32 protein-coding genes are annotated in these 16,843 nt (G+C 40.7%); all 32 read right to left on the bottom strand.

What is annotated here, in order from left to right; genetic code table 11:
* Nucleotides 1–22: 22 nt before the first annotated feature.
* The 32 genes from rpsD to ACFPIK_RS14815 all read right to left on the bottom strand — a co-directional run bounded on the left by rpsD (nt 23) and on the right by ACFPIK_RS14815 (nt 16,788).
* A complete protein-coding gene (gene rpsD / locus ACFPIK_RS14970; protein WP_377916683.1) occupies nt 23–628 on the bottom strand; it encodes a 30S ribosomal protein S4 in 606 nt (201 codons plus the stop codon).
* Between the two features lie 18 nt (nt 629–646).
* Nucleotides 647–1,045 (bottom strand): 30S ribosomal protein S11, encoded by a 399-nt coding sequence (gene rpsK / locus ACFPIK_RS14965; protein ID WP_119476308.1) that lies wholly within the window; start codon nt 1,043–1,045, stop codon nt 647–649.
* 15 nt (nt 1,046–1,060) lie between these two features.
* Nucleotides 1,061–1,438 carry a 30S ribosomal protein S13 gene (rpsM, locus tag ACFPIK_RS14960; protein ID WP_206570975.1) on the bottom strand — a complete coding sequence of 126 codons (378 nt, stop codon included), beginning with the start codon at nt 1,436–1,438 and terminating at the stop codon, nt 1,061–1,063.
* 2 nt (nt 1,439–1,440) lie between these two features.
* The gene (gene rpmJ, locus ACFPIK_RS14955) at nt 1,441–1,557 is read right to left on the bottom strand and encodes a 50S ribosomal protein L36 (protein WP_013927415.1); all 117 of its coding nucleotides are present in this window, start codon (nt 1,555–1,557) and stop codon (nt 1,441–1,443) included.
* A gap of 77 nt (nt 1,558–1,634) precedes the next feature.
* Nucleotides 1,635–1,853 carry a translation initiation factor IF-1 gene (gene infA, locus ACFPIK_RS14950; protein WP_377916679.1) on the bottom strand — a complete coding sequence of 73 codons (219 nt, stop codon included), beginning with the start codon at nt 1,851–1,853 and terminating at the stop codon, nt 1,635–1,637.
* Nucleotide 1,854: 1 nt separating this feature from the next.
* Nucleotides 1,855–2,628, bottom strand: coding sequence for a type I methionyl aminopeptidase (gene map / locus ACFPIK_RS14945; protein ID WP_377916677.1), 774 nt, complete (start codon nt 2,626–2,628; stop codon nt 1,855–1,857).
* 2 nt (nt 2,629–2,630) lie between these two features.
* Nucleotides 2,631–3,950 carry a preprotein translocase subunit SecY gene (gene secY, locus ACFPIK_RS14940; RefSeq protein ID WP_377916675.1) on the bottom strand — a complete coding sequence of 440 codons (1,320 nt, stop codon included), beginning with the start codon at nt 3,948–3,950 and terminating at the stop codon, nt 2,631–2,633.
* Nucleotides 3,951–3,954: 4 nt separating this feature from the next.
* Nucleotides 3,955–4,401, bottom strand: a complete 447-nt coding sequence (rplO, locus tag ACFPIK_RS14935) for a 50S ribosomal protein L15 (RefSeq protein WP_377916673.1) — start codon at nt 4,399–4,401, stop codon at nt 3,955–3,957.
* A 2-nt stretch (nt 4,402–4,403) separates the two neighbouring features.
* Nucleotides 4,404–4,583: a 50S ribosomal protein L30 gene (gene rpmD / locus ACFPIK_RS14930; protein ID WP_377916671.1), complete on the bottom strand. Its 180-nt coding sequence runs from the start codon at nt 4,581–4,583 to the stop codon at nt 4,404–4,406.
* 5 nt (nt 4,584–4,588) lie between these two features.
* Nucleotides 4,589–5,107, bottom strand: coding sequence for a 30S ribosomal protein S5 (gene rpsE / locus ACFPIK_RS14925; protein ID WP_377916669.1), 519 nt, complete (start codon nt 5,105–5,107; stop codon nt 4,589–4,591).
* Between the two features lie 5 nt (nt 5,108–5,112).
* Entirely contained in the window at nt 5,113–5,463 is a 351-nt protein-coding gene (gene rplR / locus ACFPIK_RS14920) for a 50S ribosomal protein L18 (protein ID WP_377916667.1), read from the bottom strand.
* Between the two features lie 6 nt (nt 5,464–5,469).
* Nucleotides 5,470–6,027 (bottom strand): 50S ribosomal protein L6, encoded by a 558-nt coding sequence (gene rplF / locus ACFPIK_RS14915; protein ID WP_377916665.1) that lies wholly within the window; start codon nt 6,025–6,027, stop codon nt 5,470–5,472.
* A 9-nt stretch (nt 6,028–6,036) separates the two neighbouring features.
* A complete protein-coding gene (gene rpsH / locus ACFPIK_RS14910) occupies nt 6,037–6,432 on the bottom strand; it encodes a 30S ribosomal protein S8 (protein WP_377916663.1) in 396 nt (131 codons plus the stop codon).
* Between the two features lie 80 nt (nt 6,433–6,512).
* On the bottom strand, nt 6,513–6,782 hold the full coding sequence (rpsN, locus tag ACFPIK_RS14905; RefSeq protein ID WP_377916661.1) for a 30S ribosomal protein S14: 270 nt from the start codon (nt 6,780–6,782) through the stop codon (nt 6,513–6,515).
* Nucleotides 6,783–6,784: 2 nt separating this feature from the next.
* On the bottom strand, nt 6,785–7,345 hold the full coding sequence (gene rplE / locus ACFPIK_RS14900; RefSeq protein WP_377916659.1) for a 50S ribosomal protein L5: 561 nt from the start codon (nt 7,343–7,345) through the stop codon (nt 6,785–6,787).
* Nucleotides 7,338–7,682, bottom strand: a complete 345-nt coding sequence (gene rplX / locus ACFPIK_RS14895) for a 50S ribosomal protein L24 (protein WP_377916657.1) — start codon at nt 7,680–7,682, stop codon at nt 7,338–7,340. Before rplX ends, rplE begins: the two co-directional genes overlap by 8 nt.
* A gap of 2 nt (nt 7,683–7,684) precedes the next feature.
* A complete protein-coding gene (gene rplN / locus ACFPIK_RS14890; RefSeq protein WP_119476295.1) occupies nt 7,685–8,053 on the bottom strand; it encodes a 50S ribosomal protein L14 in 369 nt (122 codons plus the stop codon).
* A 2-nt stretch (nt 8,054–8,055) separates the two neighbouring features.
* A complete protein-coding gene (gene rpsQ, locus ACFPIK_RS14885; RefSeq protein WP_111392753.1) occupies nt 8,056–8,319 on the bottom strand; it encodes a 30S ribosomal protein S17 in 264 nt (87 codons plus the stop codon).
* Nucleotides 8,320–8,338: 19 nt separating this feature from the next.
* On the bottom strand, nt 8,339–8,521 hold the full coding sequence (gene rpmC / locus ACFPIK_RS14880; protein WP_377916654.1) for a 50S ribosomal protein L29: 183 nt from the start codon (nt 8,519–8,521) through the stop codon (nt 8,339–8,341).
* Nucleotides 8,522–8,530: 9 nt separating this feature from the next.
* Entirely contained in the window at nt 8,531–8,950 is a 420-nt protein-coding gene (gene rplP / locus ACFPIK_RS14875) for a 50S ribosomal protein L16 (RefSeq protein WP_111392751.1), read from the bottom strand.
* Between the two features lie 25 nt (nt 8,951–8,975).
* Entirely contained in the window at nt 8,976–9,713 is a 738-nt protein-coding gene (gene rpsC / locus ACFPIK_RS14870; RefSeq protein ID WP_377916652.1) for a 30S ribosomal protein S3, read from the bottom strand.
* A 9-nt stretch (nt 9,714–9,722) separates the two neighbouring features.
* Entirely contained in the window at nt 9,723–10,115 is a 393-nt protein-coding gene (gene rplV, locus ACFPIK_RS14865) for a 50S ribosomal protein L22 (protein WP_377916650.1), read from the bottom strand.
* A gap of 2 nt (nt 10,116–10,117) precedes the next feature.
* Nucleotides 10,118–10,396 (bottom strand): 30S ribosomal protein S19, encoded by a 279-nt coding sequence (gene rpsS, locus ACFPIK_RS14860; RefSeq protein ID WP_010856292.1) that lies wholly within the window; start codon nt 10,394–10,396, stop codon nt 10,118–10,120.
* 2 nt (nt 10,397–10,398) lie between these two features.
* Nucleotides 10,399–11,223, bottom strand: a complete 825-nt coding sequence (gene rplB, locus ACFPIK_RS14855; RefSeq protein WP_187175979.1) for a 50S ribosomal protein L2 — start codon at nt 11,221–11,223, stop codon at nt 10,399–10,401.
* A 13-nt stretch (nt 11,224–11,236) separates the two neighbouring features.
* Nucleotides 11,237–11,524: a 50S ribosomal protein L23 gene (gene rplW / locus ACFPIK_RS14850; RefSeq protein WP_377916647.1), complete on the bottom strand. Its 288-nt coding sequence runs from the start codon at nt 11,522–11,524 to the stop codon at nt 11,237–11,239.
* Between the two features lie 4 nt (nt 11,525–11,528).
* Nucleotides 11,529–12,158: a 50S ribosomal protein L4 gene (gene rplD / locus ACFPIK_RS14845; RefSeq protein WP_377916645.1), complete on the bottom strand. Its 630-nt coding sequence runs from the start codon at nt 12,156–12,158 to the stop codon at nt 11,529–11,531.
* A gap of 3 nt (nt 12,159–12,161) precedes the next feature.
* Nucleotides 12,162–12,794 carry a 50S ribosomal protein L3 gene (gene rplC / locus ACFPIK_RS14840; RefSeq protein WP_377916643.1) on the bottom strand — a complete coding sequence of 211 codons (633 nt, stop codon included), beginning with the start codon at nt 12,792–12,794 and terminating at the stop codon, nt 12,162–12,164.
* Nucleotides 12,795–13,031: 237 nt separating this feature from the next.
* Entirely contained in the window at nt 13,032–13,337 is a 306-nt protein-coding gene (gene rpsJ, locus ACFPIK_RS14835) for a 30S ribosomal protein S10 (RefSeq protein ID WP_024284766.1), read from the bottom strand.
* An 11-nt stretch (nt 13,338–13,348) separates the two neighbouring features.
* Nucleotides 13,349–15,469 (bottom strand): elongation factor G, encoded by a 2,121-nt coding sequence (fusA, locus tag ACFPIK_RS14830; RefSeq protein ID WP_377916641.1) that lies wholly within the window; start codon nt 15,467–15,469, stop codon nt 13,349–13,351.
* A 5-nt stretch (nt 15,470–15,474) separates the two neighbouring features.
* A complete protein-coding gene (gene rpsG / locus ACFPIK_RS14825; RefSeq protein WP_067544568.1) occupies nt 15,475–15,942 on the bottom strand; it encodes a 30S ribosomal protein S7 in 468 nt (155 codons plus the stop codon).
* A gap of 19 nt (nt 15,943–15,961) precedes the next feature.
* On the bottom strand, nt 15,962–16,375 hold the full coding sequence (gene rpsL / locus ACFPIK_RS14820) for a 30S ribosomal protein S12 (protein ID WP_026953260.1): 414 nt from the start codon (nt 16,373–16,375) through the stop codon (nt 15,962–15,964).
* 98 nt (nt 16,376–16,473) lie between these two features.
* Nucleotides 16,474–16,788: a DUF3467 domain-containing protein gene (locus ACFPIK_RS14815; protein WP_377916638.1), complete on the bottom strand. Its 315-nt coding sequence runs from the start codon at nt 16,786–16,788 to the stop codon at nt 16,474–16,476.
* Nucleotides 16,789–16,843 lie beyond the last annotated feature (55 nt).

The raw sequence follows: 16,843 nt of genomic DNA, 5'->3' as shown, positions 1-16,843 counted from the left end.
TTTAGCTGAAAATAGTAAAATATTACTTAGAGTAAAGTTCGACAATGAGTTGCTCCTTGATATTCTCTGGAATATCATCTCTGCCTGGAACACTGACGAATTTCCCTGTCAAAGAAGCATTATCCCACTCTAACCAAGGATATCTATTTGCTGCTTTTCCAGCTAGGCTATTTGTGATCGCTTCAAGAGACTTGGAACGCTCTCTTACCGAAACCACATCACCTGGCTTGAGGGTGTATGAAGGAATATTAACCACTTCACCGTTTACTAAGATATGCTTGTGACCCACAAGCTGTCTAGCGCCACGACGAGTAGGAGAAATTCCCAATCTATAAACGGTGTTATCTAAACGCGCTTCAAGCAATTGAAGAAGGATTTCACCGGTAATACCTGATTTTCTAGAAGCAATGTCAAACATCTTGGCGAATTGTCTTTCCAAAACTCCGTAGATGTATTTTGCTTTTTGCTTTTCAGAAAGCTGAACTGCATATTCAGACTGCTTCTTTCTTCTACCACGACCATGCATTCCTGGAGGGTAGTTTTTCTTCTGAAGCGCTTTGCTATGACCTTCGATAGCTTCTCCAAATCTTCTGGAGATTTTCGCTTTAGGACCTGTATATCTTGCCATTCTGTAACTTTTTTAAAATTAAACTCTTCTACGCTTAGGAGGACGACAACCGTTGTGCGGCATCGGAGTAACATCAATGATGGTAGTTACATCCAAACCAACATTTTGCAAAGTTCTGATCGCTGATTCACGACCTGCACCCGGACCTTTTACAAATACCTCGATTTTTCTCAAACCAAGGTCGAAAGCTACTTGACCGCAGTTTTGAGCGGCCATTTGAGCAGCGTATGGAGTATTTTTCTTAGAGCCTCTGAATCCCATTTTACCGGCAGAAGCCCACGAGATTACCTGACCTGCATTATTGGTAATAGATATAATGATATTGTTGAAGGAAGCTTTAATATGAGCTTGACCTACAGCTTCTACCTTTACAACTCTTTTTTTACCTTTTGCTTTATCGTTTCTTTTCTGAGCCATGATCTAAATCAGATTTTATTTAGTTGCTTTTTTCTTGTTAGCAACAGTCTTTCTCTTTCCTTTTCTTGTTCTGGCATTGTTTTTTGTGCCTTGACCACGAACCGGAAGTCCTTTTCTGTGTCTCAAACCTCTATAACATCCAATATCCATCAAACGCTTAATGTTCAATTGGATTTCTGACTTAAGCACACCCTCTGTTCTATATTCCTCAGCGATGATATTACGGATAGCGGTGGATTCTTCATCATTCCACTCTCCTGCTTTTTTGTCAAAAGAGATACCGGCCTTGCTCAGGATCGCTTTGGCGGCGCTTCTACCGATACCGAAAATATAGGTAAGTCCAATTTCGCCGCGCTTATTGTCTGGTATGTCTACACCTGCAATTCTAGCCATGATTAACCTTGTCTTTGTTTATACTTAGGATTTTTCTTATTGATGACGTAAAGTTTTCCCTTTCTTCTGATCACCTTACAGTCAGCACTTCTTTTTTTAATAGATGCCTTTACTTTCATATGATTATTATTTTACTTTTCGGCCATATGTTACTGGCATAATCTTATCGTAAGCTTCACCTAGAGTAAACTCAAGATTACTTGTACCGATAAACAATTCTGCCTTTTGATAAATCATAGGGAGACAATTCTAATTTAACCTTATCTCCGGGTAGGATTTTGATATAATTCATCCTCATTTTACCAGAAATGTGCGCAATCAACTGATGCCCATTTTCCAGTTCCACTTTAAACATAGCATTTGACAATGCTTCAGTAATGGTACCGTCCTGCTCGATTGATGTCTGTTTGGCCATCTTAGAATTTAACTATCTCTTCTATGTATTTATGGGTCGTTAAGACCTCTGTTCTATCTTCAAATATCGCGATTGTATGCTCAAAGTGAGCTGAAGGTTTTCGATCTGCAGTTCGAATAGTCCAACCATCTCTCTCTTGAACAATATTTCTAGATCCAAGATTGATCATGGGCTCAATCGCAATCACCATCCCTTGTTTCAACAAGGGGCCACTTCCTTTTTTGCCATAATTAGGAACCTCAGGAGCTTCATGAAGCTTTTTACCGAGTCCATGACCTACTAACTCACGAACCACGGTATAGCCTTTCGCCTCGACAAACTTTTGAATCGCATGACCAATATCACCAATACGATTACCAAATATTGCCTGATCAATTCCTAAATAGAGTGAATCTCTGGTGGTACGAAGTAATGCAAGAACAGAAGGAGAAACCTCACCGACGGGGTATGTATAAGCGGAATCGCTATGAAAACCTTGGTGAAAGACTCCACAATCTACCGAGATTATATCGCCATCTTTCAATTCATAATCACTAGGAAAACCATGAACGACAACTTCATTCACAGAAATACAAAGTGAAGAGGGAAAACCGTTATACCCTTTAAAGGAAGGTACAGCACCGTGATCCCTAATAAACTCTTCAGCAATTTTATCTAACAAAGAGGTCTTTACCCCTTCTTTAACATACTTGGCAACCTCTCCATGAGCCCTACCAAGTATATCAGCACTATTTTTAATTTTTAAAACTTCTTCCGAAGTCTTGTAATAAATCATTTTTAAGCAACCTGATAATTAGAAGGATTGTTCTTCACATTACCACTCTTCATCATCCCTTCGTAGTGTCTCATAAGCAAATAACTTTCAATCTGTCTCAGAGTGTCCATAATGACGCCTACCATTATAAGTAAAGATGTTCCACCATAAAACTGGGCAAATTCACTACCAACACCAGCAATAATTGCCAAAGCAGGCAGAATTGCTACAGCAGCCAACAAGACTGAACCTGGAAGGGTAATTTTAGAAATGATGCTATCGATGAAATCCGAAGTAGGTGCACCAGGCTTTATACCAGGCACAAAACCTCCGTTACGTTTCATATCTTCTGAAATTTGCTCTGGATTAACAGTAATAGCCGTGTAGAAGAAAGTGAAAATAATGATCAAAGAAGCGAACAACAAATTGTATTGCCAGGAAGTGAAATCCGAAAAAGTAGTACCAATGTAATTGGCAATATCACTTTCGGTGGCCCAAATCTGAGCAATCAAAGCAGGAACAAACATTAAAGATTGAGCAAATATGATTGGCATTACACCTGATGCATTCACCTTTATAGGAATGTATTGACGTTGCCCCCCATATACTTTTCCTCCAACTACTTGTTTTGCATATTGAACAGGTATCCTTCTAGTAGCTTCGGTCAATGCAATCACTCCAACTACTACAAAGAACAAAACGACTGCTTCAATAATCAACAAAAGCAAACCAGACGAACCTTTTTCCAATCCTTCAGCAATAATGGCACCCGGGAATCTTGATATGATGCCTATCATAATCAACATTGAAATACCATTACCAATACCTTTCTCGGTAATTTTTTCTCCTAACCACATACAAAACATTGTACCCGCAGATAGAAGGACCAAAGAACTAAACATAAAAAGAGAGGTACTAACCATTACGGCACCTGTAGGTAAGATGGTAGCTGTAACATAACCAATTCCCTGAGCAATAGTAATCAGAATGGTTAGTACACGAGTGATCTGATTAATCCGCTTGCGCCCAGATTCACCCTCCTTTTGCATTTTTTGAAAATATGGAACTCCAACAGTAAGTAACTGCAAAACGATAGATGCAGAAATGTATGGCATTATTCCAAGACCGAAGATGGACGCATTGCTAAATGCTCCTCCCAAAAAGGTATCAATTAAACCGAAAATACCTTCGGGTGCACCTCCAAGTTTTGAAGGATCTACACCAGGTAAAACGATGAATGAACCTAATCTAAAGATGATAAGAAAGCCAATTGTATTAACAATTCTGACTCTCAAATCTTCGATCGAGAAAATATTCTTTACTGTTGAAATAAACTTTTTCATTTATTTAAATCTTGTTTACCGTACCACCAAGACCTTCAATTGCTGCTACTGCAGAAGCTGAAAATCCGTGTGCACTTACTTCCAATTTGGCTTTTAGTTCCCCACCACCAAGCACCTTTATTTTATCGTTCTTGGAAGCTAATCCATGAGATACTAAAGCTTCTAAGTTGATAGCTGAAAGGTTATATTGCTCAGCAAGGGCCTGCAAGGTATCCAAATTTACCGGTTTGAACTCAACCTTATTCAAAGATTTAAAGCCAAACTTCGGAACTCTTCTCTGAAGTGGCATTTGACCACCTTCAAAACCGATTTTTGACTTATAACCTGACCTAGATTTAGCTCCCTTATGACCTCTTGTGGACGTACCGCCTCTACCAGAACCAGTACCACGACCAATTCTTTTTCGGTTCTTTGTTGAACCGTCGGCTGGAGTTAATGTATATAATTTCATAATTAAGCTTCCTCCACTTTTACAAGGTGATTCACTTTATTTACCATACCAGCAATCTGTGGGGTATTTTCGACAATCACAGACTTACTAATTCTACCTAGGCCTAAAGCTACAATTGTAGCTTTTTGATCCTTCGGTCTATCGATTATACTTTTCGTTTGAGTAATCTTTATCTTCGCCATGATGATTATCCGTTAAAGACTTTAGACATTTTCACTCCTCTTTGCTGAGAGACAGAAATAGCATCTCGCAGTTGGACCAAAGCATCAATAGTTGCTTTAACCACGTTGTGAGGATTTGAAGAACCTTTCGATTTTGCCAAAACGTCTGTAACGCCAGCAGATTCCAATACTGCACGCATAGCACCACCGGCAATTACACCAGTACCTGCAGCTGCAGGTTTGATTAGAACAAGACCACCACCGAATTTACCAATTTGGTCATGAGGAATTGTACCTTTCAAAACCGGAACTTTAACTAGATTCTTTTTAGCATCTTCGATACCTTTTGTGATTGCATCAGTTACCTCATTGGCTTTACCCAATCCATAACCTACAATACCTTGGCCATCTCCAACAACAACAATAGCAGAGAAAGAGAATCTTCTACCACCCTTTACCACTTTGGCAACCCGGTTGATAGCAACTACTTTTTCTTTTAATTCTGTATCTGTAGCCCTAATGGGTTTTCTTCTTACTTGAGACATAATGATTAGAATTTAAGGCCTCCTTCTCTGGCACCATCGGCCAAAGCTTTTACGTTACCATGATATAAGTAGCCATTACGGTCAAATACTACTTCAGATACACCGTTAGCAACTGCTCTCTCTGCTAGCTTTTTACCAACTTCCTTAGAAACAGAAACGTTGGTATTTGCTTTAGATCCAAGCTCCTTAGAGGAAGCTTGAGCTACCGTGATACCCTTAAGGTCATCGACCAGCTGTGCATAAATGCCAGTATTACTTTTGAAAACTGACAAACGAGGTCTGGAATCAGTACCAGAAATTTTTCTTCTGATGCCCTGCTTGATTCTAAGTCTTCTGGAATTCTTATTAAATGCCATAACCTATTATTTTTTACCGGCAGTTTTACCAGCCTTACGTCTAACAACTTCACCAGTGAAGCGCACTCCTTTGCCTTTATAAGGTTCAACCTTACGCAGAGAACGGATTTTTGCAGCAACTTGACCGATCAATTCTTTATCAATTCCTTCCAGAGTAATCACTGGATTTTTACCTTTCGGAGTATCTGTTTTTAGAGATATTTCGTTAGGCAATGCCATAAAAATACTGTGAGAATAGCCTAAACTAAGCTCAAGTACTTGACCTTGATTGGAAGCCTTATAACCTACACCAACAAGTTCTAAGTCTTTTTTATAACCTTCAGAGACACCAGTGACCATGTTATTGATCAGGGCTCTATAAAGTCCATGTAAAGATTTATGACGCTTAGAGTCAGTAGGTCTAGTAAGAACGATCTCTTTTCCCTCCACTTTTACCTGAATATCCGGATTCACATCCTGAGTCAGAGTACCCTTTGGACCTTTAACAGTGACAGTTCCATGAGCTGACACGTCTACAGTAACACCGCTGGGTATATTTATTGGTTTTTTACCTATTCTAGACATGATAGTAAATTAGTATACGTAGCAAAGTACTTCGCCTCCTATACCTTCGGTACGGGCTTCTTTGTCTGTCATCACACCTTTCGAGGTGGATACGATTGCTATACCAAGTCCATTGATGACTCTTGGGAGTTCGTCATGCTTGGCATATTTTCTTAAACCTGGTGTACTAACTCGCTCCAGACTCACAATTGCATTTTGCTTGGTAGTAGGATTGTACTTCAAGGCTATTTTTATAACACCTTGAGGACCATTATCTTCAAACTTATAGTTCTGGATATATCCCTTATCATGCAATACTTTTGTGATCTCCTTCTTGATGTTAGAAGCAGGTATCTCAACTATTCGATGAGATGCTTTAATGGCATTTCTCAAACGAGTTAGATAATCAGCTATTGGATCAGTCATATTAATATAGTCTAGCAGCACCCAAATTGGGCGTGCAAAGTTACGAATTGATTTTTAGAATAAAAACTACTGTCGTTATTTTACCAGCTAGACTTAGTCAGACCCGGGATCTTTCCTGCAGATGCCATTTCTCTGAAGGTTACCCTGTTGATACCAAACTTTCTCATGTATCCTTTAGGGCGACCAGTCAACTTACATCTATTGTGAAGTCTCACTGGAGAGGCATTTTTTGGTAATTTGTCAAGAGCTTCGTAATCACCTGCAGCTTTCAGCTCAGATCTTTTCTTGGCATACTTGGCTACCAGTCTTTCTCTTTTTCTCTCACGAGCTTTGATGGACTCTTTTGCCATGGTTATTCTAGATTATTTTTGTTGACGAAAGGCATACCGAAAGCTTTAAGCAGAGCAAAAGCCTCCTCATCTGTACCGGCTGTAGTCACAAACGTGATATCCATGCCAGAGATTCTATTTACTTTCTCGATTGAGATTTCAGGGAAGATAATCTGCTCAGTAACACCCAGCGTATAATTACCTCTTCCATCAAAACCTTTATCGGAAATTCCTTTGAAGTCACGAACACGAGGCAAAGCAACAGTCATCAAACGGTCAAGGAATTCATACATTTTTTCGCCTCTAAGTGTAACTTTTGCACCAATTGGCATGCCTTCTCTTAATTTAAAGTTAGAGACTGCAATCTTAGCTTTAGTTGCTACAGCTTTTTGACCAGTGATCAAAGAAAGTTCTTCTACCCCTTGATCTACCAATTTCTTGTCGGCTACCGCTGCTCCGATACCTTTGTTAAGGACGATCTTTGTCAACTTAGGCACTTGCATTACAGAGGAGTACTGAAACTTCTCCTTTAAAGCAGGAACGATATCGTTCAAATACTTTTCTTTAATTCTTGGATTAGCCATTGATCACCTCCCCAGTTTTCTTTGAAAATCTTACAAGTTTACCATTTTCACCTACTTTACGGCCAGTACGAGTCGCTTCACCTGTCTTAGGATCAACAAGCATAAGATTGCTGATGTGAAGTGAAGCTTCTTTTTTCTCAATACCTCCCTGTGGCTTAGCTGCAGTTGGCTTCACATGTTTTGTGATCATGTTTAATCCCTCTACGATGGCCTTTCTATTTTCAGTATCAACTGAAACAACCTTCCCGGTTTTTCCTTTTTCATCACCGGAGATTACCTTAACGGTATCACCAGTTTTTATATGCAGCTTAGGCTGCTTATTGAATTTTCTTTCCATGATTAAAGTACTTCAGGGGCCAAGGAAATGATTTTCATAAACTGCTTTTCTCTAAGCTCTCTAGCTACTGGACCGAAAATACGGGTACCTCTAGGCTCATCGTTGTTATTAAGCAACACGGCAGCATTGTCTTCGAATCTTATATAAGAACCATCTTTTCTACGAATTTCTTTCTTGGTTCTTACAATTACCGCTTTAGAGACGGTACCCTTTTTCATATTGCTGGAAGATAGGGCTGACTTTACAGTCACGACTACTTTATCACCGATTGAAGCATAACGCTTACCAGTTCCTCCCAACACGCGGATTACCAATACCTCTTTGGCACCGGAATTATCTGCAACGCTTAGTCTGGATTCTTGCTGTATCATGATTACTTAGCCCTTTCAATAATTTCAACTAATCTCCAACGCTTATTTTTGCTCAGCGGACGAGTTTCGCTGATTTTAACCAAGTCACCTGGGTTACACTCATTCTTCTCGTCATGAACCATAAATTTGGTTGTCTTTGCAACAAACTTACCGTAGATAGGGTGCTTTACCTTACGTTCTACAGCTACAGTTATGGACTTGTCCATTTTGTTGCTTACGACTTTCCCAATTCTTTCTTTGCGAAGATTTCTCTCAATCGTAGCCATTTTCTTTTCTGTTAGCTAGTTATTTGGAGTGCAAAGCTGTCTTCAATCTTGCGACAAGACGCTTCGACTCTCTGATTCTGTTAGGATTCTCAATTGGAGAAATCGAATGAGCAAATGTCAATTTGCCTAGATTCTCCTGCTCAGCGACAAGGCGCTCGGCGATTTCACTTGCAGAAAGTGATCTGATTTCAGTGTTTTTCATAGTTCCTGATTATTCAGCGTAGTCTCTTCTTACAACAAATCTTGTACTTACGGGTAGCTTCTGCTGCGCAAGTCTCAACGCCTCTTGAGCGGTCTCCAGGCTCACGCCTGTAGCTTCGAAAAGGATAGTACCTGGTTTGATAACAGCCACCCAATATTCTGGAGCTCCTTTACCTTTACCCATACGTACCTCTGCGGGCTTTTTAGTGATCGGCTTGTCAGGGAAAATTCTGATCCAAACCTGTCCTTCTCTCTTCATCGCTCTTGTCATGGCAATACGAGCTGCCTCGATCTGGCGAGAAGTAATCCATCCTGGCTCAAGGGATTTGATGCCAAAGTTACCAAAAGAGAGCTCGGCGCCTCTTGTAGCAAGACCTTTGACACGGCCCTTGTGCATCTTCCTATATTTAGTTCTTTTCGGCTGTAACATGATTTCTCACTTAGAAAGGTGAAAATTAGTTATTTCTTTTTCTGCGTCTTGGACCGTCTTTTTCTCTGCCTTTAGGGGCTGCAGGACGCTGACCTTTCGGCTCATTAGCTGCTCCTTGGTTCGGAGAAAGGTCTCTCTTTCCATAAACTTCACCCTTGAAGATCCATACTTTGATACCGATGATTCCGTACACAGTAAGTGCTTCAGAGATCGCATAATCGATATCGGCTCTAAGGGTATGAAGAGGAATACGTCCCTCTTTGTACATTTCAGAACGGGCCATTTCGGCTCCACCTAGACGACCAGAAAGTTTAACTTTAATTCCTTCAGCACCCACTCTCATGGTTGCAGCAATCGCCTGCTTCATGGCACGACGGAAGGAAATTCTAGCTTGAAGCTGCTGTGCGATAGATTCACCGACCAATTTAGCATCCAATTCAGGACGCTTAATTTCAAAGATATTAATCTGAATATCCTTGTTGGTGATCTTCTTAAGTTCTTCTTTAAGCTTGTCTACTTCGGCTCCACCTTTACCAATAACAACACCTGGTCTGGCTGTATGGATTGTCAGTGTGATTCTTTTAAGCGTACGCTCAATAATCACTTTGGCAATACCGCCTTTTGGTATTCTGGCAAGGACGTACTTACGGATTTGTTGATCTTCGTATAACTTTTCGGCAAAGTCTTTTCCACCATACCAGTTGGAATCCCAGCCTTTGATTACACCAAGTCTAAATCCTATTGGGTTAATCTTTTGTCCCATAGTCTTTTCTTAATTTGCCTTTTCGTTTGATTCTACTACCTCAGCGGTAACATCACCGGAATTGAATGCATCAATTACGAGAGTTACATGATTGGATCTTTTGCGGATTCTATGACCTCTTCCTTGTGGAGCAGGTCTAAGTCTCTTGAGTGAACGACCTTCATCAACCATAATGGTTTTAACAAATAGATCGGCGTCCTCAAGTTTGGCATCCGGATTTTTTGCTTGCCAGTTGGCCACAGCGGAGAGCAGAAGCTTCTCCAATTTGATAGCTCCATGATTTGGAGTGAATTTCAAAATGCTAAGGGCCAATCCTACTCTCTTACCTCTCACGAGGTCAGCCACCAAACGCATTTTGCGAGGGGAAGTAGGAACGTTACGTAATCTTGCTATTGCTTCCATGATTATCTCTTTCCTTTGTCTTTTTTAGCAATGTGGCCACGGAAGTTTCTGGTTGGTGCAAATTCACCCAATTTGTGACCTACCATGTTGTCAGTTACAAATACTGGAATAAACTTGTTTCCGTTATGCACTGCGAAGGTATGTCCCACGAAATCCGGAGATATCATGGATCTTCTTGACCAAGTCTTGATGACAGATTTCTTGCCTGACTCGTTCATGGCATCTACTTTCTTCACCAGGTGGTGTTCGATATAAGGACCTTTTTTTAATGAACGTGCCATAATTACTTAGATCTTTTGCTGATGATGAATTTGTTTGAATACTTCTTAGGTGTTCTGGTTTTCTTACCTTTAGCAAGAAGACCTTTACGTGATCTTGGATGACCACCTGAAGAACGACCTTCACCACCACCCATTGGGTGATCTACTGGGTTCATCGCTACACCTCGTGTACGAGGTCTGATACCAAGCCATCTCTTACGACCAGCTTTACCCAGGACAACGTTCATATGGTCTGCATTAGATACAGTACCTACTGTAGCCATACATGCCCCAAGGATAAGTCTCATTTCACCAGAAGGAAGTTTAACCGTCACATATCTAGAATCTCTAGCTACGATCTGGGCATATCCACCCGCACTTCTAGCCAATGCACCACCTTTACCTGGCTTCAATTCCACATTGTGTACAATCGTACCCATTGGGATATTAGCCATAGGCATGGCGTTGCCCACTTCTGGAGCAACTTGCTCACCGGAAATCACTGTTTGTCCTACTTGCAAACCTTCCGGAGCGATAATGTAGGCCTTAGCACCATCTGCATAGTAAAGTAGGGCAAGACGGGCTGTTCTGTTTGGATCGTACTCGATAGCCTTTACGGTAGCTGGTACACCAAACTTGTTTCTTTGGAAGTCTACAATTCTGAGTCTTCTCTTATGACCACCGCCGATATAGCGAGCAGTCATTTTGCCTTCATTATTTCTACCGCCTGATTTCTTCGCAGGAGCGAGGAGTGACTTTTCTGGCTTTGACTTGGTAATCTCGTCAAATGCAGGAGCTACTCTGAATCGTGTTCCCGGAGTTACAGGCTTTAACTTTTTAATTGCCATGATATTGATTCAATTAAATTTCTCCGTAAAAATCAATTACTTCACCATCAGCTACTTGTACGATTGCTTTTTTATAAGCATTGGTAAAGCCTGATACTATTTTATTCTTGGTGTATCGGGTCTTTTGTTTCGCAGCATATCTCATGGTACGAACTGACACTACTTTTACACCATATTTTTTCTCCACAGTGGATTTGATCTGCTCCTTATCGGCAGTCTTTTCGACAATAAAGCCGTAAACTCCCTTTTCATTAAGTGCAGAGATCTTTTCTGTGATCAAAGGCTGCTTCAGAATATCCATTGTCTTATTTCGATAAAATGGTTTCTAACTTACTTACAGATCCTTCGCACAGTACCAAATGGTCAGCATTGAGGAGTTGGTAAGTATTCACATCATTTACAGTAACTACTTTTGCCTTTGGCAAATTTCTGCTTGATAAGAATACGTTCTTGTTTTCTTCGGAAAGTACCAACAAGGTTTTCTTATCAGCTAAAGAAAGGCCATTCAGCAATGCGATGTAGTTTTTGGTTTTTGGAGCGTCGAAAGACACATCTTCCAATACCAATAAGCTGTTTTCTTTTGCTTTATATGAAAGAGCAGATTTACGAGCAAGCTGCTTTACTTTCTTATTCAACTTGAAGGAATAGTCTCTTGGCTTAGGGCCAAACACTCTACCTCCTCCACGGAAGTTAGGAGCCTTCAAAGATCCTGCACGGGCACCGCCGGTACCTTTTTGCTTTTTGATCTTTTTAGTAGAACCTGCTACTTCGTTTCTTTCTTTTGATTTGTGAGTTCCCTGTCTTTGATTAGCCAGGTACTGCTTTACATCCAAGTAGATTGCGTTATCGTTCGGCTCGATCGCGAAGATGTCGTCAGAAAGAGTCACTTTTCTACCTGTTTCTTGTCCTTTATGATTGATTACTGCTAATTCCATGGCTTATTTCTCAAGAATTACAAAAGAATTTTTAGGACCAGGTACTGAACCAGAAACCAAAAGAAGGTTTTGCTCAGGATAAACTCTCAACACTTTTAGGTTGATCACTTTTACTCTGTCACCACCAGTTCTACCGGCCATTCTCATGCCTTTGAATACTCTGGATGGCCAAGAACAAGCACCAATGGAACCTGGGTGTCTCTGTCTGTTGTGCTGACCGTGAGTTTGTCCACCCACACCACCAAAACCATGACGCTTCACAACACCTTGGAAGCCTTTACCTTTTGAAGTACCGATAGCATCTACGAAGTCACCTTCTACGAAAACTTCTCCAGCACTTACTGTTTTTCCGAGCTCCACTTGGCCATCAAATTCGACCCTGAAGTCACGGAACTCAACAACTTTCTGCTTTGGCGTGGTGCCGGCCTTCTTAAAATGACCGATCAATGGCTTGGGAGTGTTTTTCTCCTTTCGCTCACCGAATGCCAACTGCACTGCATTGTACCCGTCTGTTTCAACGTTTTTTACTTGCGTCACTACGCAAGGACCAGCTTCTATTAGCGTGCATGCGACGTTACGTCCATCGGCACTGAAGATACTAGTCATACCTACTTTTTTACCTATAATACCAGACATCTTAAATAAGATAATTTGATAATCCACAAGAGTTTATACACTTGGGCCCTTTTTAAGGACTGCAAAGTTACTGAAATAATATTTGGCAGCAAATCCCAACTCTAATATTTTCAAACAATTAGGAAAAAAGTATTTGAGAAAGCATCCAGTATGAAACTGGCCAAATCCTAATTACCCTGTAAATGAAAAAGACCTGCAATCCATGCAGGTCTTCTTTCATTAAGATTTATGGTCCGGTCAGACTTTGATCTCAACATCCACTCCACTTGGAAGCTCAATTTTCATCAAGGCATCCACAGTTTTAGAAGAATTAGAGTAGATATCAACCAATCTTTTGTAAGTGCAAAGCTGGTACTGATCTCTTGCCTTCTTGTTTACGTGTGGGGATTTCAACACCGTAAACTTTTCCTTCTTTGTTGGCAACGGAATAGGACCAACTACCACAGCGCCAGTCGCTTTTACCGCCTTCACGATCTTCTCTGATGACTTATCCACCAGGCTGTGATCGTATGATTTCAATTTTATTCTGATTTTCTGGTTCATGTTCTTTTCAATTAGGCTTTGTCACCTTTTACTTTCGCGATCACTGCTTCAGCAATGTTACTTGGAACTGGCTCATAATGAGAGAATGTCAACGAAGCTGTTGCACGACCTGAAGTGATGGTTCTCAAATCAGTTACATAGCCAAACAGTTCTGACAATGGAACAGAAGCTTTCACAACTGTGGAAGTACCTTTTGTATCCATTCCTTTCATCAATCCTCGTCTTCTATTCAAGTCACCTGTAATAGGACCAGTATATTCATCTGGAGTTACCACGTCTACAGCCATAATAGGCTCAAGCAATTGAGGTTTACACTTTTTAGCTGCCTCTTTGAAACCAATTCTAGCTGCCAATTCGAAAGAAAGAGCGTCAGAGTCAACATCATGGTAAGAACCATGGAACAATCTAACTTTCATGGCTTCGATTGGATAGCCGGCCAAAGGACCATTTTTCATTGCCTCTTGGAAACCTTTCTGAACAGGTTGGATAAATTCTTTTGGAATAACACCACCCACGATACCATTTACGAAGTCAAGCCCTGGTTTTATTTCGCCAGTCTCGGGATCTGGATCCTTTGGACCCAATTCGAATACGATATCAGCAAATTTACCTTTACCACCAGTCTGCTTCTTGTAAACTTCTTTATGTTCTACTGAACCAAACAAAGCTTCTTTGTAAGCCACCTGAGGAGCACCTTGGTTAATTTCAACCTTGAATTCTCTCTTCAAGCGGTCGATGATAATTTCCAAGTGGAGTTCTCCCATACCTCTCAGAATCGTCTGACCAGTTTCGTGATCAGTGTTCACTTGAAGTGTCGGATCTTCTTCAACCAACTTGGCGATTGCCATACCTAACTTATCAACGTCAGCCTGTGTTTTTGGCTCAATAGCATAGCCAATAACTGGCTCTGGGAAAACCATGGATTCTAAAACCACCTTGCGTTTCTCATCACAAAGTGTATCACCTGTTTTGATGTCTTTGAATCCTACTACAGCACCAATATCGCCTGCAACCAATCTTTCAATTTGGTTTTGCTTGTTAGCGTGCATTTGGAATACTCTAGAAATACGCTCCTTATTTCCAGAACGGCTATTGAATACGTAAGAACCAGACTCCAAAACGCCAGAGTAAGCTCTTACGAAGCAGAGACGACCAACAAAAGGATCTGTAGCAATTTTAAATGCAAGACCGGTAAAAGGCTCAGCTTCACTTGGAGAGATTCTAACCTCTTCATCCTCATTATCCAAAGAGTGACCAATAATATCATCTTTATCTAGTGGTGAAGGAAGCAATTCCATTACCAAGTCTAGCATGGTTTGAACACCCTTGTTTTTGAAAGAAGAACCGCATACCATTGGAACAATTTTCATGTCAATTGTAGCTGCTCTTAATGCCTTCAAAATCTCAGCCTCAGTGATTGAATTTGGATCATCAAAGAATTTCTCCATCAATGATTCATCGTATTCAGCAACTGCCTCCAGAAGGTGCTCTCTGTATTGAGCTACTTCCTCTTCCATATCTTCTGGAATAGGAACTACTTCATAGGTCATACCCATATCGTGCTCATTCCAGATCATTGCGCGGTTGTTGATCAAGTCAACTACACCACGAAATTTATCTTCAGCACCGATTGGAAGCTGCAAAGGAACTGCATACGAACCGAGCATTTCTTTTACTTGCTTGCATACTGCCAAAAAGTTTGCACCAGCACGGTCCATTTTGTTAACAAAACCGATACGGGCAACTTTATAATTATCAGCTAATCGCCAGTTGGTCTCAGACTGTGGTTCAACACCATCCACAGCACTGAACAGGAAAACAAGACCATCAAGAATTCTCAAGGATCTGTTTACTTCTACAGTGAAGTCAACGTGCCCAGGAGTATCAATGATGTTAATTTGATATTGATTGCTTCTGTAATTCCAGAAAACGGTAGTGGCTGCTGAAGTAATTGTAATACCTCTTTCTTGCTCTTGAGCCATCCAGTCCATTGTAGCGGCACCTTCGTGTACTTCTCCAATTTTATGGGACTTTCCAGAGTAGAATAGGATACGCTCGGTAGTGGTAGTTTTACCCGCATCAATGTGAGCCGCAATACCAATATTTCTGGTAAATTTTAAATCTCTTGCCATCCTAATTAAAATCTAAAGTGTGAGAACGCTTTGTTAGCTTCTGCCATTCTGTGCGTATCATCTTTTTTCTTCACTGCGGCACCTTCGCCTTTTGCAGCTGCGATGATTTCACCAGCAAGTCTGTCCATCATGGTCTTCTCACCTCTCTTACGAGCATAGGTGATCATCCACTTAATTCCAAGGGACATCTTTCTTTCAGGTCTTACTTCCATAGGAACCTGGAATGTAGCACCACCAACTCTACGACTCTTCACCTCTACGGATGGAGCAATATTGTTAAGCGCTTTTTTCCAAACCTCAAGACCATTCTCACCTACTTTGGATTCTACCTTTGCCACTGCATCGTAGAAAATGTTGTAAGCAATACTCTTCTTCCCGTCGATCATCAGACAGTTTACAAACTTGGTTACCAAAGTATCATTGAACTTTGGGTCAGGAAGAATATATCTCTTCTTTGGTTTCGCTTTTCTCATTTCTTCTTAAAGTATTTTGTTATTTCTTCTTGCCTGGAGCTGCAGCAGGTGCACCCTTGCCAGCTTTAGGTCTTTTAGCACCGTACTTGGAGCGACCTTGCTTACGGTCTTTTACTCCTGCAGTATCCAATGCACCTCGGATGATGTGGTATCTTACACCTGGAAGATCCTTTACACGACCACCTCTGATCAATACGATAGAGTGCTCCTGAAGATTGTGACCTTCACCTGGAATGTAAGCATTCACTTCTTTTCCATTAGTCAATCTTACCCTTGCCACCTTTCTCATCGCAGAGTTAGGCTTTTTAGGGGTCGTAGTATATACTCTGGTACAAACACCTCTACGCTGAGGACATGCGTCCAATGCACGAGATTTTGATTTGATTTCCAGTGTATTTCTACCTTTTCTTACTAGCTGTTGAATAGTAGGCATTAACTGATAAAATTTAGTTTTCCTGTAAACTGTTAAATTTTGGACTGCAAAGGTATAGAAAGTAATAAGAGTAACAAAATTAAGCAGTTATATTTTTGTCAGGCCTCACCTGGAGTTCCAAACGAAATAGGGAATGTCGGAGCACCTCCTCCTTGGTTGATTTTGCCAAATGCAGCTTCATATTTTTCAATATTATCCTTGAGGGCGGAAAGCAATCTTTTTGCATGATCAGGAGTAACAATGATTCTTGATTTAACTTTTGCTTTTGGTACACCTGGCATAAGTCTGATGAAATCAATTACAAACTCAGAGTTGGAGTGAGCAATCATCGCAAGATTGGAATAAACACCTTCAGCGATTTCTTCTGAAAGCTCAACATTAATTTGCTGATCGTTTCTATTTTGATCTTCCATGGAATATTCGGATTAAAAAAAGGCCTGTACATGACATACAGGCCTTTCATTTTAT

Source organism: Algoriphagus aquatilis, assembly GCF_042657405.1.
GTDB classification, from domain to species: domain Bacteria; phylum Bacteroidota; class Bacteroidia; order Cytophagales; family Cyclobacteriaceae; genus Algoriphagus; species Algoriphagus aquatilis.
Note: the sequence above shows the minus strand (reverse complement) of the source record. Positions and strands in the feature narration are given on the sequence as shown.

What these genes read in the sequence shown, in the direction of transcription:
- rpsD (WP_377916683.1), bottom strand. Translation starts at nt 628, where the DNA reads ATGGCAAGATATACAGGTCCTAAAGCGAAAATCTCCAGAAGATTTGGA.
- rpsK (WP_119476308.1), bottom strand. Translation starts at nt 1,045, where the DNA reads ATGGCTCAGAAAAGAAACGATAAAGCAAAAGGTAAAAAAAGAGTTGTA.
- rpsM (WP_206570975.1), bottom strand. Translation starts at nt 1,438, where the DNA reads ATGGCTAGAATTGCAGGTGTAGACATACCAGACAATAAGCGCGGCGAA.
- rpmJ (WP_013927415.1), bottom strand. Translation starts at nt 1,557, where the DNA reads ATGAAAGTAAAGGCATCTATTAAAAAAAGAAGTGCTGACTGTAAGGTG.
- infA (WP_377916679.1), bottom strand. Translation starts at nt 1,853, where the DNA reads ATGGCCAAACAGACATCAATCGAGCAGGACGGTACCATTACTGAAGCA.
- map (WP_377916677.1), bottom strand. Translation starts at nt 2,628, where the DNA reads ATGATTTATTACAAGACTTCGGAAGAAGTTTTAAAAATTAAAAATAGT.
- secY (WP_377916675.1), bottom strand. Translation starts at nt 3,950, where the DNA reads ATGAAAAAGTTTATTTCAACAGTAAAGAATATTTTCTCGATCGAAGAT.
- rplO (WP_377916673.1), bottom strand. Translation starts at nt 4,401, where the DNA reads ATGAAATTATATACATTAACTCCAGCCGACGGTTCAACAAAGAACCGA.
- rpmD (WP_377916671.1), bottom strand. Translation starts at nt 4,583, where the DNA reads ATGGCGAAGATAAAGATTACTCAAACGAAAAGTATAATCGATAGACCG.
- rpsE (WP_377916669.1), bottom strand. Translation starts at nt 5,107, where the DNA reads ATGTCTCAAGTAAGAAGAAAACCCATTAGGGCTACAGATACAGAATTA.
- rplR (WP_377916667.1), bottom strand. Translation starts at nt 5,463, where the DNA reads ATGGCATTTAATAAGAATTCCAGAAGACTTAGAATCAAGCAGGGCATC.
- rplF (WP_377916665.1), bottom strand. Translation starts at nt 6,027, where the DNA reads ATGTCTAGAATAGGTAAAAAACCAATAAATATACCCAGCGGTGTTACT.
- rpsH (WP_377916663.1), bottom strand. Translation starts at nt 6,432, where the DNA reads ATGACTGATCCAATAGCTGATTATCTAACTCGTTTGAGAAATGCCATT.
- rpsN (WP_377916661.1), bottom strand. Translation starts at nt 6,782, where the DNA reads ATGGCAAAAGAGTCCATCAAAGCTCGTGAGAGAAAAAGAGAAAGACTG.
- rplE (WP_377916659.1), bottom strand. Translation starts at nt 7,345, where the DNA reads ATGGCTAATCCAAGAATTAAAGAAAAGTATTTGAACGATATCGTTCCT.
- rplX (WP_377916657.1), bottom strand. Translation starts at nt 7,682, where the DNA reads ATGGAAAGAAAATTCAATAAGCAGCCTAAGCTGCATATAAAAACTGGT.
- rplN (WP_119476295.1), bottom strand. Translation starts at nt 8,053, where the DNA reads ATGATACAGCAAGAATCCAGACTAAGCGTTGCAGATAATTCCGGTGCC.
- rpsQ (WP_111392753.1), bottom strand. Translation starts at nt 8,319, where the DNA reads ATGGCTACGATTGAGAGAAATCTTCGCAAAGAAAGAATTGGGAAAGTC.
- rpmC (WP_377916654.1), bottom strand. Translation starts at nt 8,521, where the DNA reads ATGAAAAACACTGAAATCAGATCACTTTCTGCAAGTGAAATCGCCGAG.
- rplP (WP_111392751.1), bottom strand. Translation starts at nt 8,950, where the DNA reads ATGTTACAGCCGAAAAGAACTAAATATAGGAAGATGCACAAGGGCCGT.
- rpsC (WP_377916652.1), bottom strand. Translation starts at nt 9,713, where the DNA reads ATGGGACAAAAGATTAACCCAATAGGATTTAGACTTGGTGTAATCAAA.
- rplV (WP_377916650.1), bottom strand. Translation starts at nt 10,115, where the DNA reads ATGGAAGCAATAGCAAGATTACGTAACGTTCCTACTTCCCCTCGCAAA.
- rpsS (WP_010856292.1), bottom strand. Translation starts at nt 10,396, where the DNA reads ATGGCACGTTCATTAAAAAAAGGTCCTTATATCGAACACCACCTGGTG.
- rplB (WP_187175979.1), bottom strand. Translation starts at nt 11,223, where the DNA reads ATGGCAATTAAAAAGTTAAAGCCTGTAACTCCGGGAACACGATTCAGA.
- rplW (WP_377916647.1), bottom strand. Translation starts at nt 11,524, where the DNA reads ATGGATATTCTGAAGCAGCCTTTGATCACAGAAAAGATCTCTGCACTT.
- rplD (WP_377916645.1), bottom strand. Translation starts at nt 12,158, where the DNA reads ATGGAATTAGCAGTAATCAATCATAAAGGACAAGAAACAGGTAGAAAA.
- rplC (WP_377916643.1), bottom strand. Translation starts at nt 12,794, where the DNA reads ATGTCTGGTATTATAGGTAAAAAAGTAGGTATGACTAGTATCTTCAGT.
- rpsJ (WP_024284766.1), bottom strand. Translation starts at nt 13,337, where the DNA reads ATGAACCAGAAAATCAGAATAAAATTGAAATCATACGATCACAGCCTG.
- fusA (WP_377916641.1), bottom strand. Translation starts at nt 15,469, where the DNA reads ATGGCAAGAGATTTAAAATTTACCAGAAATATTGGTATTGCGGCTCAC.
- rpsG (WP_067544568.1), bottom strand. Translation starts at nt 15,942, where the DNA reads ATGAGAAAAGCGAAACCAAAGAAGAGATATATTCTTCCTGACCCAAAG.
- rpsL (WP_026953260.1), bottom strand. Translation starts at nt 16,375, where the DNA reads ATGCCTACTATTCAACAGCTAGTAAGAAAAGGTAGAAATACACTGGAA.
- ACFPIK_RS14815 (WP_377916638.1), bottom strand. Translation starts at nt 16,788, where the DNA reads ATGGAAGATCAAAATAGAAACGATCAGCAAATTAATGTTGAGCTTTCA.